The 15,941-nt window shown below is 70.4% G+C and carries 12 protein-coding genes; 6 read left to right on the plus strand and 6 right to left on the minus strand.

The annotated features are described in order from the left end of the window. Positions 1-39: 39 nt before the first annotated feature. Together addB and addA are read left to right on the plus strand one after the other, a co-directional pair. Positions 40-3,117 (plus strand): double-strand break repair protein AddB, encoded by a 3,078-nt coding sequence (gene addB, locus OZ671_RS24530; RefSeq protein ID WP_268863152.1) that lies wholly within the window; start codon positions 40-42, stop codon positions 3,115-3,117. Continuing rightward, positions 3,114-6,548, plus strand: coding sequence for a double-strand break repair helicase AddA (gene addA, locus OZ671_RS24535; protein ID WP_268863153.1), 3,435 nt, complete (start codon positions 3,114-3,116; stop codon positions 6,546-6,548). Before addB ends, addA begins: the two co-directional genes overlap by 4 nt. A gap of 3 nt (positions 6,549-6,551) precedes the next feature. Here addA and OZ671_RS24540 read toward each other — a convergent pair whose 3' ends face one another. The 5 genes from OZ671_RS24540 to acuI form a co-directional block, all read right to left on the minus strand. Continuing rightward, positions 6,552-7,433: a lysophospholipid acyltransferase family protein gene (locus OZ671_RS24540; protein WP_268863154.1), complete on the minus strand. Its 882-nt coding sequence runs from the start codon at positions 7,431-7,433 to the stop codon at positions 6,552-6,554. Then, complete coding sequence (locus OZ671_RS24545; RefSeq protein WP_268863185.1) at positions 7,420-7,797, minus strand: Fur family transcriptional regulator; 378 nt, start codon at positions 7,795-7,797, stop codon at positions 7,420-7,422. Before OZ671_RS24545 ends, OZ671_RS24540 begins: the two co-directional genes overlap by 14 nt. 115 nt (positions 7,798-7,912) lie before the next feature. After that, the gene (locus tag OZ671_RS24550) at positions 7,913-9,268 is read right to left on the minus strand and encodes a TAXI family TRAP transporter solute-binding subunit (RefSeq protein WP_268863155.1); all 1,356 of its coding nucleotides are present in this window, start codon (positions 9,266-9,268) and stop codon (positions 7,913-7,915) included. A gap of 94 nt (positions 9,269-9,362) precedes the next feature. After that, positions 9,363-9,926, minus strand: coding sequence for a hypothetical protein (locus tag OZ671_RS24555; protein WP_268863156.1), 564 nt, complete (start codon positions 9,924-9,926; stop codon positions 9,363-9,365). A 90-nt stretch (positions 9,927-10,016) separates the two neighbouring features. Continuing rightward, entirely contained in the window at positions 10,017-11,003 is a 987-nt protein-coding gene (gene acuI / locus OZ671_RS24560) for an acrylyl-CoA reductase (NADPH) (RefSeq protein ID WP_268863157.1), read from the minus strand. A gap of 174 nt (positions 11,004-11,177) precedes the next feature. Between acuI and OZ671_RS24565 the strand changes: the two genes are divergently transcribed. The 3 genes from OZ671_RS24565 to OZ671_RS24575 all read left to right on the plus strand — a co-directional run bounded on the left by OZ671_RS24565 (position 11,178) and on the right by OZ671_RS24575 (position 13,772). Beyond that, complete coding sequence (locus tag OZ671_RS24565) at positions 11,178-11,555, plus strand: VOC family protein (RefSeq protein ID WP_268863158.1); 378 nt, start codon at positions 11,178-11,180, stop codon at positions 11,553-11,555. A gap of 108 nt (positions 11,556-11,663) precedes the next feature. Then, positions 11,664-12,647, plus strand: coding sequence for a glycerophosphodiester phosphodiesterase family protein (locus tag OZ671_RS24570; RefSeq protein WP_268863159.1), 984 nt, complete (start codon positions 11,664-11,666; stop codon positions 12,645-12,647). A gap of 96 nt (positions 12,648-12,743) precedes the next feature. After that, positions 12,744-13,772 carry a pyridoxal-phosphate dependent enzyme gene (locus tag OZ671_RS24575; RefSeq protein WP_268863160.1) on the plus strand — a complete coding sequence of 343 codons (1,029 nt, stop codon included), beginning with the start codon at positions 12,744-12,746 and terminating at the stop codon, positions 13,770-13,772. Positions 13,773-14,120: 348 nt separating this feature from the next. Here OZ671_RS24575 and gcvA read toward each other — a convergent pair whose 3' ends face one another. Continuing rightward, a complete protein-coding gene (gcvA, locus tag OZ671_RS24580) occupies positions 14,121-15,017 on the minus strand; it encodes a transcriptional regulator GcvA (RefSeq protein WP_268863161.1) in 897 nt (298 codons plus the stop codon). A 134-nt stretch (positions 15,018-15,151) separates the two neighbouring features. Here gcvA and OZ671_RS24585 point away from each other — a divergent pair, with 134 nt between their 5' ends. Next, positions 15,152-15,901, plus strand: coding sequence for an SDR family NAD(P)-dependent oxidoreductase (locus tag OZ671_RS24585; RefSeq protein ID WP_268863162.1), 750 nt, complete (start codon positions 15,152-15,154; stop codon positions 15,899-15,901). Positions 15,902-15,941: the final 40 nt, after the last annotated feature.

A 15,941-nucleotide genomic window follows, 5' to 3' on the forward strand; every position in this document is an offset into this window, starting at 1 on the left:
GGGCTTGCGGGCGCGGCGGCAAGACGGCACGACTGGGACATGCCGACCCGTCCGCACGTCCTGACGATTCCCGCCTCCCGGCCGCACCTGAAGAGCCTCGCCGCAGCGATCCTCGATGGCCGGGTGGTGGCCGGCTGGCCCGATCCGGCCGATCCCCTGTCGCTCGCCGCGGGTACGGTGCTGCTGCCCAACCGGCGTGCCTGCCGGGCCATGCACGAGGCCTTCCTTGCCGTCGCCGGCGGCACGGCCATGCTCCTGCCGCGCATCGCGCCGATCGGCGACATCGACGAGGACGAGTGGGATTTCGCCGATCCCGACCCCCTGGAGACGCTCGGCATCGAAGCGATCGGCCCGGCCATGGGCGCGCTCGACCGGCGCCTGACGCTGGCCGGCCTGGTGCGCGCCTGGGCGGCGAGCGTCGACCGCGCGGTCCTGAAGCTCTCCGCCGCCGATCCGCTCATCGTCTCGGCCTCGACCGCCGACGCCCTGGCGCTCGCCGCCGACCTGATGCGCCTGATGGACCAGGTCGCGACCGAGCGTGTGCCCTGGTCCAATCTCGACCGGATCGTCGAGACCGGGCTCGACACGTTCTGGAGCATGACGCGCAGCTTCCTGGCCATCGCGACCGAGGCGTGGCCAGCGCATCTGGCCGCCAACGGCCTCGAGGAGCCGGCGGTCCGGCGCGACCGGCTGATCGCGGCAGAGACGGTCCGGCTCGCGGCCGCTCCCGGCCCGATCGTCGCCGCCGGCTCGACCGGCTCGATCCTTGCCACACGCGACCTCCTGAAGGCGATCGCCCATCATCCGCGCGGCGCGCTGGTCCTGCCGGGCCTTGATCAGACGCTCGATGCCGCCTCCTGGGAGGCGATCGGCGGCAGCGCCGGCCCGGTCGCGCACGGCCATCCGCAGTTCGGCCTCAAGCGGCTGATCGATCATGTCGGCATCGCGCGGGACGAGGTCGTGCCGCTGCTGCCACCCGATCGCCACGGCCGCGAAAGCCTGATGTCGGAAGTCATGCGGCCGGCGGTCACCACCGAATTGTGGGGCGAGAGCGATCTCCGCGCGACCGCCGACATGCTCGACGGGCTGACCGTGATCGACGCGGCCAACGAACGCGACGAGGCGCTCGCCATCGCGCTGACCTTGCGCGAGATCGCGGAGGACCCGAAGGCGAGCGCGGCCGTCGTGACGCCCGACCGGGCGCTCGCCCGCCGCGTGCTGGCCGAGCTGGCCCGCTGGAACGTGACCGTCGACGATTCCGGCGGCCAGCCGCTGGCCGGCTCGGCGGTGGCCACTGTCGCGCGGCTCGCCGCGGCGCTGGCCTTCGGCGACCCCGCTCCGGCGACGCTGCTCGCGCTGATCGGCCATCCCGCGCTCGATCACGATCTCGATCCGCCGCGCCGCGCCGCGGCCATCGCGGCGATCGAACTCCGCGCGCTCAGGGGCCTGCGGCCGTCAGGCGGTCTTGCCGGCTATGCCGCGCGCCTCGCCGCGGCCAAGCCTTCGGCCTCGCCGGCGGCGGCCGATGCGCCGAGCCGGGTCGGCGCGCAGGCGCTTGCCGACGGCCGCGCGCTGCTGGCACGCGTGATCGTCGCGCTCGCGCCGCTTGCTGCCCTGGCGGAACGGAGCGAAGCGCCCCTGGCGGAGTTTGCGGCGGCCCATGCCGCGAGCCTCGACGCCCTCGGCCTCGCGGCGGAGGCCGGCGGCGGCGAGGAGATCGCTGCCCTGCTCGCCAAGGCGAGCGGCGGCACGGCCGAAGGTTTCGCCATCGCGCCGCGCGACTATGGTGCCGCGTTCGATGCGCTCATCGCCACCGAGACGATCCGGATGCCGGCCCGGCCCGGCGCGCGCATCCGCGTGCTCGGCCTGCCGGAAGCGCGCCTGCTCGAGGCCGATACCGTCATCCTGTCCGGTCTGGTGGAGGGGTCCTGGCCGGGCGAGGCCAAGCTCGACCCGTGGCTCAACCGGGCGATGCGCGGCGCCTTCGGCATCGACCCGCCGGAGCGGCGCATCGGCCTCGCCGCGCACGACTTCTGCCAGCTCATCGGCAACCGCCGCGTCGTCATGACCCGCGCGGCCAAGAGCGGCGGCGTGCCGACGGTCAGGTCGCGCTGGCTGCAGCGCTTCGCCGCCGTCATCGGCGCCGAGGCCTGGCAGACGCTCGTCGGCCGGGGCGCGGCGGTGCTGGCGCTCGCCCAGCGGCTCGATCAGCCGGCGGCGATCCGCCCGATCGGCCGGCCGGCGCCGGCGCCGCCCCTGGAGCTGAGGCCGGCGCAGCTTTCGGTCACGGCGATCGAGACCTGGCTGCGCGATCCCTATGCCATCTATGCCCAGCACGTCCTGAAGCTCCGCGCGCTGGCCGCCCTCGACGAGGCGCCGGGGGCGGCGGAACGCGGCACGGTCATTCACGGGGTGCTGGCCGCCTATACCCAGGAGGTGGAGCGCGGCGCGCTCGTCGGCGATCCGGTGGCGCGGCTCGTCGCGCTCGGCCGCGCGCATTTCGCGCCCTATTGGGACGATCCGAGCGTCAGGGCGGTGTGGTGGCCGCGATTCCTGCGCATCGCCGCCTGGTTCGCCGCCGAGGACGCGGCCCGGCGCGCCGACCTCCAGGCGGTGCACGCCGAAATCAAGGGCCATGCCGAGTGGGAGACGCCGGCCGGCCGGCGCTTCCGGCTGACCACATCGGCCGACCGCATCGACATCCGCAAGGACGGCATGGCCGAGATCGTCGACTACAAGACCGGCCTGCCGCCGAGCGCCGCCCAGGTCCAGTCGGGCCTCGCGCCGCAGCTCGCGCTGGAGGCGGCGATCATGAAGGCCGGAGGCTTCCCTGGCATTCCGCCGGACCTGCCGGTCGGCGCGCTCGTCTATGCCCGGCTCGGCGGCCGTGACCCAGCCGGCGAATTCCTGCCCGTCAGGATCACCGAGCTGAGCCCGGACGAGCTCGTCGCCGAGACCATGGCGCGGCTGAAGGCGCTGGTCGCGGCCTTCGAAAATCCGCGCCAGGGCTATCTCTCCTGGGCCATCCCGCAATTCGTCGGCGGTCGCTCCAACGACTATGCCCATCTCGCGCGGGTCAAGGAATGGTCGGCCGCCTCCGGGGAGGCAGGCGAATGAGCCGCGTCGTCGTCGCCCCGCCGGACGCCTCCGCTGCCCAGCGCAAGGCGTCCGACCCGTCCCTTTCGGCCTGGGTCGCCGCCAATGCCGGATCGGGCAAGACCTATGTCCTCGCCCGGCGCGTGGTCCGGCTGATGCTCGAGGGAACGCCGCCCGGCGCGATCCTGTGCCTGACCTTCACCAAGGCGGCCGCGGCGACCATGGCGAACCGCGTCTTCGCCATGCTGGGCGAATGGACCGGCTTCGACGATACCCGGCTCGGCGCGGCGCTGGCCGAGCTGGACGGGCGGCGTCCCAGCCCGCAGCGGCTCGTCCGCGCGCGCCGGCTTTTCGCCGAAGCCCTGGAGACGCCCGGCGGCCTCAAGGTGCAGACCATTCACGCCTTCTGCGAACGGGTGCTGCACCAGTTCCCGTTCGAGGCGAACGTCGCTTCGCAGTTCACCGTCATGGACGACCGGGCCAAGGCCGACATGGTCGAACGGGCGAAGCTCGCGACCCTGCTGAAGGCGGCGGCCGAGCCGGAGGGGCGGCTCGGCCGGGCGCTGGCGCTCCTGTCGGTGGCCGCTGCCGACCAGACGGTCGGCGAGCTCCTGACCGAGGCTGTGGCGGCGCGCGACGGCGGGCTCGAGGCGCTCACCGATGATGTCGCGCTCGACCGGGCGATCGCGGCGCTGAGCGCGACGCTCGGCATCGGACCCGACGAGACGGAAGACAGCCTCCGGCGCCAGTTGACGGGTGCCGCGCTGCTGCCGCCCTCCGAATGGCCGTCGGTGGCCGCCCAGCTCGAAGCCGTATCGACCAAGGCGACCGAGCGCGACCTCGCCCAGCGCCTGCGGCTGGCCGCGCGGGACCCGGACCTGTTCTTCGACCATTACAAGGCGATCTTCTTCACCGAGGCCGGGACCCCGCGAAAGACCATCCTGACCAAGGCAGTCCGCGATGCGGAGCCGGCCCTGGCGGCCCGGCTCGATGCCGAGCAGCAGCGGCTGGGCGCGCTGATCGAGCGGCGCAAGGCGGCCGCCCTGCGCGATCGGACAGCGGCGCTGATGACGCTCGCCGGCGCGGTGCTGGCACGGGTCGATGCGGAAAAGGCCGCCCGCGGCGCGCTCGATTTCGACGACCTCGTGGGCAAGACACGAGCCCTGTTCGCGCGGGTCGACGCGCGCTGGATCCTCTACAAGCTGGACCAGGGCATCGACCATATCCTGGTCGACGAGGCGCAGGACACCAGCCCCGGCCAGTGGGAGCTGATCAGCGCACTGGTCGCCGAATTCACCGCCGGCGAAGGCGCGCGCGACAGCGGCGGCCGCACCCTGTTCGTGGTCGGCGACGAGAAGCAGTCGATCTATTCGTTCCAGGGCGCCGATCCCGCCTGGTTCACCGACATGCGGCTGAAATTTTCCGCCGCGTTCAACAATGCCGGCAAGCCCTTCGAGCAGGTGCGCCTCAACTTCTCGTTCCGCTCGACGCCGGCCGTCCTGTCGGCGGTGGACAAGGTTTTCGACGACCCGTTGGCGCGGCGCGGACTATCGGCCGACACAGGTCCTTTGCCGGCGCATGAAGCCGCTCGCCATCTCGCACCGGGGATCGTGGAGCTCTGGCCGGCGGTCGAAAAGCAGGATGCGGAAGAGCGCTCACCCTGGACCGCGCCGCTCGACGCGGTCGAGATCCACGATCCGGTGGCCCGGCTCGCCGGCCGGATCGCCGGCCATATCCGGCTGTGGCTGGACCGGCGCGACCGCCTGCCTGACAAGGACCGGCCGATCGCGCCGGGCGACATCCTGATCCTGGTCCGGCGGCGCGGCGCGCTGTTCGACCAGGTGATCCGCGCGCTGAAGAACCAGAACATCCCGGTGGCTGGAGCGGACCGGCTGGTGCTGGGCGAACATATCGCCGTCATGGACCTGATGGCGCTGGCCGATTGCCTGCTGACGCCGGACGACGACCTGGCGCTCGCGGCCGTGCTGAAGAGCCCGCTGATCGGCATCGGCGAGGACGAGCTGCTGGCGCTCGCGGCGCGCCGGTCCGGCTCGCTCTGGCGTGCGGTCGAAGCTTCGGGCAAGCCCTATGCCGATCAACTCGCGCGCTGGCGCACCGAAGCGCTGGCGCTGACGCCGGCAAGCTTCTACGCCCAGGTCCTGGCGCGCGACGGCGGCCGGCTGCGCCTGCTCTCGCGGCTCGGCTTCGAGGCGGCCGACGCGGTCGACGAATTCCTGTCGCTGGCGCTCGCCTTCGAGGCCTCCGAGATCCCGACCCTGCGCGGCTTCCTCACCGCCATGCGGGCGAGCGTCATCGAGGTGAAGCGCGACATGGATCTCGGCCGCGACGAGGTGCGGGTGATGACCGTGCACGGCGCGAAGGGCCTGGAAGCCGACATCGTCTTCCTCGCCGACACGATGAGCAAGCCGGGCGGCCAGTTCGATCCGAAGCTGTTCCGCATCGTGCCGGAGGGCGCGCCTGCCGGCACGCCGCCGCAGATCGTCTGGTCACCGTCGAAAAAGACCGACACCGCCGCCATCGCCGCGGCGCGCGAGCACCATCGCGACCGCCAGGCGGAGGAATACAGGCGGCTGCTCTATGTCGCGATGACGCGCGCCGCCGACAAGCTGATCGTCTGCGGCGCGCGGCCGACGCGTGGCGCGAGCGATGTCTGGTACGACCTGATCGCCGGAGCGCTCAGCGAGGCCGCCATCGATGCGCCGGCCGATGACGGCGAGGGCGTGGTCAAGCGCTGGCTGCATGGCGCAGCGGAGCCGATCGAGGCGCCGGCCGCGGCCGGCGTGCCGCCGGCGCCGCCGGTGGAACCGGAATGGCTCAGAAGGCCGGCGCCGGCCGTGCTGCCGCCGCCGCGGCCGGTGACGCCGTCCAGCCTTGGCGAAGCCAGGCACCAGCCCTTCGCCGCGGCTGCGGTCACCGCCCGGGAAGCCGCCCGGGCGCGCGGCACGCTCACCCACAGGCTGCTGCAGTCGCTGCCCGACGTCGCGCCGGACAAGCGCGCCGAGGCCGCAGCGCGCTTTCTTGCCCGGCAGGCTTCGCTCGATGCGGCCGACCGCGGGGCGATCGCCGAGCGGGTCGCCGCGATCCTCGCCGATCCACGCTTTCAGCCGCTGTTCGCCGCCACGAGCCGTGCCGAGGTGCCGATCGCCGGCCGCCTCGCGGGCCGGCCGGTCTCCGGCCAGATCGACCGGCTGGTGATCGAACGCGAGCGCATCGTCATAGCCGATTTCAAGACCAACGACCCCGCGCCGCAGACCCTCGGCGAAGTGCCGGAGGCCTATATCGCGCAGCTCGCGCTCTATCGGGCCTTGCTGGCCGAGATCCATCCCGACCGGCCGATCGAGGCCTGGCTCGTCTGGACCGCGATGCCCGGGATCATGCCCGTGCCGCCGGCGGCGCTCGATGCGGCTCTGGCGCGTGCGGGATTTGCCTGAGCCTCAGAGCGAGGCGAGCGGCGGCAGGCTGTCGTCCTTGCCGGTGAGCGCGGCCGCATGCAGGCTGCGCACCCGCGCCTCCAGATATTGGGCGATCGCCTTGCGGTCGGCATTGGGATCGAACGGCACGGGATTGCCGAAGATGACGTCGATGTCGACCGCACCATCCTTCAGCAGCCCCCAGGCATGGGGCACCATGGCGATATCGCCGACCCAGGACATGCGCGGGCGGTGCTGGCGGCCGGCGGGCAGGCCGTTGATGCGCCGGTAGGCGAGGGCGATCGGCTGGATCCAGACGTTCTCGCCGGTGGCGCGGGCCAGCGTTTCGGCCGCGCCGATGAGGGCACCGCGGAATTTCAGGATGCGGTTGCCGTCGGAAGACGTGCCTTCGGCGAAGAGCACCACCGGCTCGCCCTCGCGCATGCGCTCGACCATTTCGTCGGCGGTCTTCGAGGTCGTGTGCCGGCGCTCGCGGTCGACGAAGATGGAGCGCTGCAATTTGGCGAGATAGCCGAAGACCGGCCAGCCGGCGACTTCCGACTTGGCGACGAAGGATACAGGGGCCATCGAGCCGAGCACCATGATGTCGAGCCAGGAGACATGGTTCGGCACATAGAGCACCGGCCGGTGGGTGGTCGGTTCACCACGCACCGTCACCTTGGCGCCGACCGCATGCAGCACCACGCGGTGGAACAGCATGGGAATGGTCTGACGCGCCGGCAGCTTGAGGGCGTGGGCGAGCATCTGAAGCGGCAGCAGCACCGCGGCCGCGGCGACGACGATGCCGAGCCAGATGACCGCCCGCACGGTATCGAAGGGGCTCGACCCGTCCCGGCCGAACTTGTCGACCGGTGGCGGCACGGACGACAGGTCAGTGCTCGTCATCGAGAGGCACGCAATAGAGCTCGAGGCGATGGTCGACCAGCTTGTAGCCGAGCTTGCGCGCAATCTCGGATTGCAGGCGCTCGATCTCCTCGGACTGGAACTCGACGACCCGGCCGGTCCTGAGGTCGATCAGGTGATCGTGATGCTCCTCGGGAATGGTCTCGTAGCGCGCCCGGCCGTCGCCGAAGGCGTGGCGCGTGATGATGCCGGAATCTTCGAAAAGCTTGACCGTGCGATAGACCGTCGACAGCGAAATATTGGTGTCGATGGCGTTCGCCCGCCGGTGCAGTTCCTCCACGTCGGGATGGTCGGCGGCCGAGGCGATGACGCGTGCGATCACCCGCCGCTGGTCGGTCATCCGCATGCCCTTGGCAATGCAGGCCTCCTCGATCGCGGTCGGTGATTGATCAGTCTTCGCCAGTGCCACGGAGGCCCTCCTTCCTCAAGGCCCGAAGCTATAGCGCCGCCGGGTGGTCACGTCACCCCCGCGAGGCGAAGCTGCGGCTTTCGGCCGGCCCCGGATCCTGTTCCTCGCCATAGTCCGCCTGCATCGCGAGGGCTCGCCGGCGATCGGCGAGCGCTGCGTTCAGCCGGTCCAGCGCCAGCGTCAGCGTGGCGAATCGGCCCTCGTCGAAGTCCGGCTCCTTGGACCGCTCGATGGCCTCGACGAAGATGTCGTCGGCCCGCTGCGCGATGGCGTCGAGCTCGTCGGGATCGTCGGTGGCGCGGACGCCGCGCAGGAGATGCAGCACTTCGGGCAGCCGGCCGGGATCCGGCTCGCGGCGGCCGAAGCCGAAATAGCTGGCGAGCGCTGCCATGGCCGAGCCGCCGAGCGAGACGACGAAGATGGCGAGATAGAGCACCTCGCTGTAGCGTTCCAGGAAGGTCTTCTGCTCGCCGGTGAGATAGCCGAGCGCACCGGGATGGACCTGCACGGACGAGCCCTTGTCGGTCTCGGGCACCTCGATGCGGTAGGCGACCGGATGCTGGGTCGCGAGCGCCGGCCGCAAGGTGAAGAGCTGCTGGGTGAATTCGGCGACGATGGCGTCGGGCAGGCCGCGCCGGGCGACGAGATAGTGGACGACGCCGAGGGTCGGATAGCTTTCCGGCGGACGTGGCGGATTCGATCCGAACGAGCCGGCGACGACGTCGATCGATTCGAGGAAGAACACCCGTTCGGCCATGGCCTCGGCCTCGCGGATCGGCACCAGCGTCACCTGGCCGCCGGGGGCTTCGCGAAACAGGCCGGCCATCGCATCGGCTACCGGCTTGGCGGCGGCCGGCCCGACCGTCACGAGGGCCTGGATCCGCTGCTTCTTGAAGGCTTCGCCGGCCTCCCAAGGCTGGATGTCGACGAGGCGGACGCTGGCGATCTGGATGCCGTGCTCGCGCAGGATCGTCTCGACGAGGCGGATATTGGCGCCGGTGCCGCGCCCGACGACGCCGACGCTCCGGCCGGGCAGATCGGTCCAGCGTTCGATGCCGGAGCTGGACGGCGCCGCGAGAACGACGGGATTGCGCTGCCAGACGGCGACCGTCAGCGCCGAAGGCGGGAAGGCGATGTCGGCGCGGACGATGGCGAAATCGGCCTCCTCACGGTCGATCCGCGCCGCGCTGTCGCTCGGCGAGTCCGAAGGGGCGAGTTTCAGGCGAACGCTGGAGCGCTCGCGCTGCAGGGCAAGGCGCAGGGCATCGACCAGCCGCGCGGCCTCGGAGCCGGCCGGACCGACGGCAAAGGTCACCGTGGTCGGCCGGTTCAGCCAGTAGGTCGTGAGCGCGGTGCACGCGATCAGGGCGCTGGCAATGCCGAGAATGATGAGGCGCGTTCGTGTCATGCGGATCTCGCAAGTCCCGCATGCATGATGACTGGTTTACGACACGACAACCATCCCCGGCCGGGATCAACCTTTCGTTCGCGCCGCCAGCGGCTTAGCCGACGGGCCGGGAGATGACCCGGCAGCGCGAGCGGCGATCCTCGACGATGATGCCGTAATTCTCGCCGGGCGGATCGCAGACGCGGCATTCCTGCCGGCGCACGACCTCGCCGCGCTGGCGCCGCTCGACGACGCGGCAATCGCCGCGATCCTCGTCCGTCTGGCGGGGCGGCGGGCCGGGCGGGGGCTGGACGACGCGCGGGCCCTGGACCGGCTGCATCGCCGGCGGCGGGCGGACCATGCGCTCGCGCTGCTGCAATTGCTGGCTGCGCCGCCAGCGCTCGAGATCCTGGGTCTGCTGACGCTGGATCTGCTGCTGCTGTTGGAACTGCCGGTCGCGCTCGCGCTGCTGCTGCTGGAGCTGCAATTGCTGCTGCTGGATCTGCTGCTGCGGATCGCCGCTGCCCAGCGGCAGGCCGAGCGGGCCGCCGGGCGAGGCGGGGTCGCCGGGAATGCGCACCTGGGCGGCGGCGGGGCGGGGCGCCCCGGCGAGGGCCGCGAGGCCGATGCCCAGCGCCGATGCCAGCAGCAGAACCCGTGGGAAACGACAGGCGGACATGTCCTTCTCCTCAGCCTGCCCGCCGCAACGGGCAAGATTTCCTTGGAACGTCAACCGGCAAGGACGCCAGGCCGTTCCGGGCCTGGCGCCTCAATCAATCGTGACGACCACCCGGCCGCGCACGCGCCCCGAGAGGATCGCCTCGCCGGCCTCGATCACAGCTTCCAGCGGAATGGTGGTGGTCATGGCGGCCAGCTTGTCACGGTCGAGGTCGCGCGCGAGCTGCGCCCAGGCATCGAGCCGCAGCGCCTTCGGCGCCATGACAGAATCGATGCCGAGCAGCGAGACGCCGCGCAGGATGAAGGGCGCGACCGTGGTCGGCAGGTCCATGCCCTGGGCGAGCCCGCAGGCGGCCACGGCGCCGCCATAGCGGGTCATGGAGAGGACATTTGCGAGGGTGTGCGAGCCGACCGAATCGACGCCGCCGGCCCAGCGCTCCTTGGCGAGCGGCTTGGCCGGGCCGGACAGCTCGTCGCGGCTGATGATCTCGACGGCGCCGAGGCCTTTCAGATAGTCGGCCTCCTGGGACCGGCCGGTCGAGGCGATCACCTGGTAGCCGCGCTTGGCGAGCAGGGCGGTGGCCACCGAGCCGACGCCGCCGGACGCGCCGGTCACCACGACCGGGCCGCGCTCCGGACCGATGCCATGGCGCTGCAGCGCCATCACGCAGAGCATGGCGGTATAGCCGGCCGTGCCGATCGCCATGGCCTCGGCGGCGGACAGGCCGGCCGGCAGGGGCACCAGCCAATCGCCCTTGACCCGGGTGCGCTCGGCATAGGCGCCGAGATGAGTCTCGCCGGTGCCCCAGCCATTGAGCAGGACGGCGTCGCCCGGCTTGAAATCGCTGTGGCTCGACGTCTCGACGATGCCGGCGAAATCGATGCCGGGGATCATTGGAAAGCGCCTGACCACTGGCGCCTTGCCGGTCAGCGCCAGCCCGTCCTTGTAGTTCAGCGTGGAATGGGAGACGCGCACGGTCACGTCGCCGTCCATGAGATCGGCATCGTCGAAGGTCGACAGCGCGGCCGTCGTGCCGGCTTCGCCCTTGGTCACCACCACCGCCTTGAACGTCGCCATCGGCCGTCTCCTTCGCATTGCCGTGGCCAGGGTCGTCCGCCTGCGGCCGGAGAGCAAGGGCGTCTTTCGAGGCAGGGCGCATGCCGATGCGACAATTGGCCGTTGGCCGTTCGCGCGGCAGCGGGCGCCGGGGCCGGTATGATCGTGGCATCGGCAGCCATGGGAGACCTGATCATGGCCAAGGTGACCGGCATTGGCGGGCTGTTCTTCAGGGCCCGCGATCCGAAGGCGCTGGCGCAGTGGTACGAGACCCATCTCGGCATCGACGATATCGCCCGAAGCGCCTGGCATCAGGCCGCCGGACCCACCGTCTTCGCACCATTCGCCGTCGACACAGCCTATTTCGGCCGGGACAGCCAGCAGTGGATGGTCAATTTCCGGGTCGATGATCTCGACGCGATGATGGCCAGGCTCGCCGCCGCGGGCATCGCCGTGGAGACGCGGGCCGAATGGGATTCGGAGGTTGGCCGGTTCTGCCGCATCCACGACCCGGAGGGCAATCCGATCGAATTGTGGGAGCCCGTCCCGGGCCTCCCGGACACGGTCGGCTGAACATCCCCGTCGGTCCGGCCTGCAGTGGTTCGCCATTTTTGTTCCCAAATTTGGGAACATGACATGTCTGCTCCCAATAGCGGGAACAAGATAGCCGCCGGAATCCCGATGCGCCCTTTGCCGCGTTACGCCCTCCTGGCCGCCGTCTTCGGCGCGCTGGTCTATGCCAATAATACGAGCCTCCTTGCAGGCCGGGAGCCCGGCCGGCCCGTGCTGCTCGCCCATCGCGGCATCGCGCAGCGCTTTGCGCCGGAAGGCGTCGGGCGCGACACCTGCACGGCCCGGCGCATCTTCACGCCGACGCACGGATATCTCGAAAACACCATCGCCTCGCTGCGCGCCTCGTTCGATGCCGGCGCCGACATCAACGAGCTCGACATTCATCCGACCACGGATGGCGCCTTCGTCGTATTCCATGACTGGACACTCGATTGCCGCACCAATGGGCAAGGCGTGACGCGCGACCATTCGCTGGCCGAGCTGAAGGCGCTGGATATCGGCTACGGCTATACTGCCGACGGCGGGCGCAGCTTTCCCTTCCGCGGCAAGGCCGTCGGTCAGATGCCGAGCCTCGACGAGGTGCTCCAGGCCTTTCCGGACCGGCGCTTCCTGATCAACATCAAGAGCCGGGATGCCGGGGAGGGCAAGCAGCTGGCCGCCGTTCTGGGCCGGCTGCCGCCGGAGCGGCGCGACCTTCTGATGGTCTACGGCGACGGCGCGGTGATGGATGTCATCAAGCGGCTTTCGCCGACGACGCGCGTCATGTCCGAGCGCGACCTGCGGCAATGCCTGTTCCGTTACGTCGCCTATGGCTGGAGCGGACTGATGCCGCAGGCCTGCCGCGACACGATCGTGCTCGTCCCGATCAATGTAGCGCCCTGGCTCTGGGGCTGGCCGAACCGTTTTCTCAACCGGTTCGAGCGGGCCGGCAGCCAGGTCTACGTGCTGGGGCCGTTCCATGGTCGCGGTCATGGCGCCGCGGCCGGCCTCGACCTGCCTGAGGATGTGGAGCGCCTGCCGCGCGGCTATGGCGGCGGCATCTGGACCAATGAGATCGAGGCGGTGGCGCGCCGGGTCGGTGTTCGTCCCTGATCCGCCCCGGCCGCGGCTACCATCCGTATTCGCCCGGAACCGCCGGCGCGCGCCGACATCCCTACGATCGCCGTCGTTTCCGACGTCAGGGCCGCCATGATTCACCTGAACGATCCGCGCCACCGGCTGCTCGAGACGGCGACGCCGCTGCAGCGGCTGAACCGCCTGGAAGCCCGGACCGGGCGGGCCGGGCTCTATCTGAAGCGCGACGACCAGATGGACATGGCGCTCGGTGGCAACAAGCTGCGCAGCCTGGAATTCTGGCTCGGCGCAGCGTTCGCCGAGGGCGCCGACATGCTGCTGGTCGCCGGCGGCGCCATGTCCAATCTCTGCCGCCTGACGGCGGCGGTGGCGGCCATGGTCGGGCTCGACTGCGTGGTCTTCCACAACGCGCCGGCCGACGCGGCGAGCCGCGACCGGGCATTCCTCAACCGGCTGTTCGGCGCCGAGCTGCGTTTTCTCGGCCCGGTCGGCGAGGACGAGCGCGGCGCAGCGATGCGGCGGGCGGCGCAGGAGCTCAAGGCGGCCGGTCGCCGGCCCTATCTGGTCGGCGACGCCGTGGTCGGCGCGCTCGGCTATGTCCTTGCCGCCGAGGAGCTGTGGAACCAGACCCATGCCGCCGGCCTCGCCTTGCGGCACGTCTTTCTCGCCGGCTCGATGGGGCCGACCGAAGCGGGGTTCATCTTCGGCAATGCCCTGCTCGGCAATCCCTTCGCCGTGCATCTCGTCAGCGTCGAATACGAGGAGGCCGAGCTCGTCGCCCGCACGCAGTTGATCTATGACGGGCTCGCCCGCCACACCGGCTTCGCCGTGCCGGCCTTCGCGACGCTCGGCGTCACCTGTCACATGGACTGGCTGGGCGCGGGCTACGGCGAGCCGACCGCCGAAGCCGAGCGGGCGATCCTGACGCTCGCACGCACCGAGGGCATCCTGCTCGAGCATACCTACACGGCCAAGACCTTCGCCGCCTTTCTCGCGCTCTCGACCCAGGGCGCCCTGCCGGCCGGCGAAGCGGCCGCGATGATCCATACCGGCGGCCTCGCCGCGCTGTTCTCGCAGTTCGACCTGTTCCGCTCGCTCGGGCCCGGCGGTCAGGATCCGGCGAGCTGCGCCGCATTCCCGTGATGATCCGGCGGGTTCAAACGCACCGTGACCTGTTCGGGCCGGCCGTCGAGCCGCGGCGGCTCCAGCAGTTCCTCTTGCTCAAGGTTCCGTCTTTCATCATTGCGGAAAATTCCAACCCCCTGATCAATCCGCTCCATCCAGAGGCCGCCCAAATCTCGATCGTCCAGAAGCGGCCTTTCACATTCGACGAGCGCCTCTGGCAGCCGTACGGCGCGCTGCCCGAGGCACAAGCGGCGTGGTGCGGCGCTGTCGCGCTATCGCCAGCCACGGTGCCAAAAGCGGTCATCAGGGTGCTGGTCACGGGCCGGTGGCCGATGGCCGAGCGCCGCGGCCGGTCCCGCCGTCACGTCACATCACGGCTCCGGCCAGCTCCGCAGCCAGCCATTCCCGGAACGCCTTGATCTTGGGGATATGCGCCTTCGACCTGAGGAAGAGAAGGTGGTGGCAGACGAGACGCGGCCCCATCATGCCGAAGGGCAGGACGAGCCGCCCCGTCTCCAGCTCCCGCTGGATGAGCAGGCGGCTCTCCAGCCCGACGCCGATGCCGTCGACGGCGGCGCTGATCGCCATGAACGAGCGATCGAAGCGGGGCCCGCGATCGGTCGCGATGCCGCGCACCCCCATCCGATCCAGCCAGTCGCGCCAGGACACGAGGTTCACCTCGGAAAAGATCAATGTGTGGTCGCGCAGATCTTCCGGCACGCGGAGCGGCTTCTCGCCGCCCGCCAGCCCCGGCGCGCACAGCACCACGATCGTTTCTTCCGGAAAGGGGATCACCTCGACCCCCGATGCCGGAAAGACCGTGCCGTAGCGGATGGCGAAATCGGCTTCGCCGGCGGCGAGATCGACACGGTCCACCGATGCGTTCAGGCGCACGTCGACATCGGGGTGGAGCGCGCTGTAGCGCGACAGGCGCGGCATCAGCCATTGCGTCGCGAAGCTCGGCACCGAATGGATGGTCAGGATGTCGGCCTTGCCGGTACGGTCGATGCTGTGCGTCGCCGCCTCGATGATTCCGAAGGCTTCGGCCACCTGCTCGGCATAGCGGCGCCCGGCATCGGTCAGCACGATCGAGCGGTGGATGCGGTGGAACAGCGGCAGACCAACCTCCCGCTCCAGCGCGCGGATCTGATGACTCACGGCCGATGGCGTCACCAGCAGTTCCTCGGCCGCCGCCGCAAAGGAGCCGAGACGGGAGGCCGCCTCGAAACATTGGATCGACTTCAGCGCGGGCAGCCTTCGCATCGCAATTCTAGTCAGGTGAGCACAACTCATCGATAGGGCTCTTTTATTCGTTTGAGCTCTCGCTCTCAATGGATCAGCTTCCTGCCACCAGAGATCGCGCAAGCCACGGCGAAGCGGGACAGGGAGGAACGACCATGTTGCTCGAAGGCAAGATCTGCCTGATCACCGGCGCTGCGTCGGAGCGCGGACTTGGCCGCGCCACCGCCGGGCTTTTTGCCGAGCACGGCGCGAAGGTCGCGATCCTCGACCTCGACGAAGGCGCGGCCGCTGCCGCCGCGGCGGCCATTGGCCCCTGCCATCGGGGCTATGGCTGCAACGTCACCGACAAGACCGCATGCGAAGAGGCGGTCGAACGGGCGCTGGCGGATTTCGGCCGTATCGACGTCCTGGTGAACAATGCCGGCATTACCCAGCCGATCAAGACGCTCGACATCACCGCCGGCGACTACGAAGCCGTCACGGATGTCAGCCTGCGCGGGACGCTCTACATGAGCCAGGCCACCATCCCCGCCATGAAGGCGGGCGGCGGCGGCTCGATCATCTGCATGTCGTCGGTCTCGGCACAGCGCGGCGGCGGCGTCTTCGGCGGTCCGCACTACAGCGCGGCGAAGGCGGGCGTGCTCGGCCTTGCCCGTGCCATGGCACGCGAACTCGGACCCTTCGGCATTCGCGTGAATTCGATCGCGCCAGGCCTGATCCAGACGGACATCACCGCCGGCAAGCTCTCCGACGAGATGAAGCAGGACATCCTCAAGGGCATTCCGCTGAACCGCCTCGGCGATGCCCGGGATGTCGCGGGCATCGGCCTGTTCCTGGCTTCGGGCCTCTCGGCCTACGTCACCGGCGCGACCATCGATGTGAATGGCGGGATGCTGATCCATTGAGTCCTGCCGGGCGCTTCCCCTTCCGAGGGCGAGCGCTCCT

Origin of the sequence: Phreatobacter sp. AB_2022a (genome assembly GCF_026847585.1) — a bacterium.
In the GTDB taxonomy this organism is placed as follows: Bacteria; Pseudomonadota; Alphaproteobacteria; order Rhizobiales; family Phreatobacteraceae; genus Phreatobacter.

Bases quoted from the DNA above. Each gene is read 5' to 3' on its own strand.
- addB (WP_268863152.1), top strand. From the start codon at position 40: ATGCCGACCCGTCCGCACGTCCTGACGATTCCCGCCTCCCGGCCGCAC.
- addA (WP_268863153.1), top strand. From the start codon at position 3,114: ATGAGCCGCGTCGTCGTCGCCCCGCCGGACGCCTCCGCTGCCCAGCGC.
- OZ671_RS24540 (WP_268863154.1), bottom strand. From the start codon at position 7,433: ATGACGAGCACTGACCTGTCGTCCGTGCCGCCACCGGTCGACAAGTTC.
- OZ671_RS24545 (WP_268863185.1), bottom strand. From the start codon at position 7,797: ATGCGGATGACCGACCAGCGGCGGGTGATCGCACGCGTCATCGCCTCG.
- OZ671_RS24550 (WP_268863155.1), bottom strand. From the start codon at position 9,268: ATGACACGAACGCGCCTCATCATTCTCGGCATTGCCAGCGCCCTGATC.
- OZ671_RS24555 (WP_268863156.1), bottom strand. From the start codon at position 9,926: ATGTCCGCCTGTCGTTTCCCACGGGTTCTGCTGCTGGCATCGGCGCTG.
- acuI (WP_268863157.1), bottom strand. From the start codon at position 11,003: ATGGCGACGTTCAAGGCGGTGGTGGTGACCAAGGGCGAAGCCGGCACG.
- OZ671_RS24565 (WP_268863158.1), top strand. From the start codon at position 11,178: ATGGCCAAGGTGACCGGCATTGGCGGGCTGTTCTTCAGGGCCCGCGAT.
- OZ671_RS24570 (WP_268863159.1), top strand. From the start codon at position 11,664: ATGCGCCCTTTGCCGCGTTACGCCCTCCTGGCCGCCGTCTTCGGCGCG.
- OZ671_RS24575 (WP_268863160.1), top strand. From the start codon at position 12,744: ATGATTCACCTGAACGATCCGCGCCACCGGCTGCTCGAGACGGCGACG.
- gcvA (WP_268863161.1), bottom strand. From the start codon at position 15,017: ATGCGAAGGCTGCCCGCGCTGAAGTCGATCCAATGTTTCGAGGCGGCC.
- OZ671_RS24585 (WP_268863162.1), top strand. From the start codon at position 15,152: ATGTTGCTCGAAGGCAAGATCTGCCTGATCACCGGCGCTGCGTCGGAG.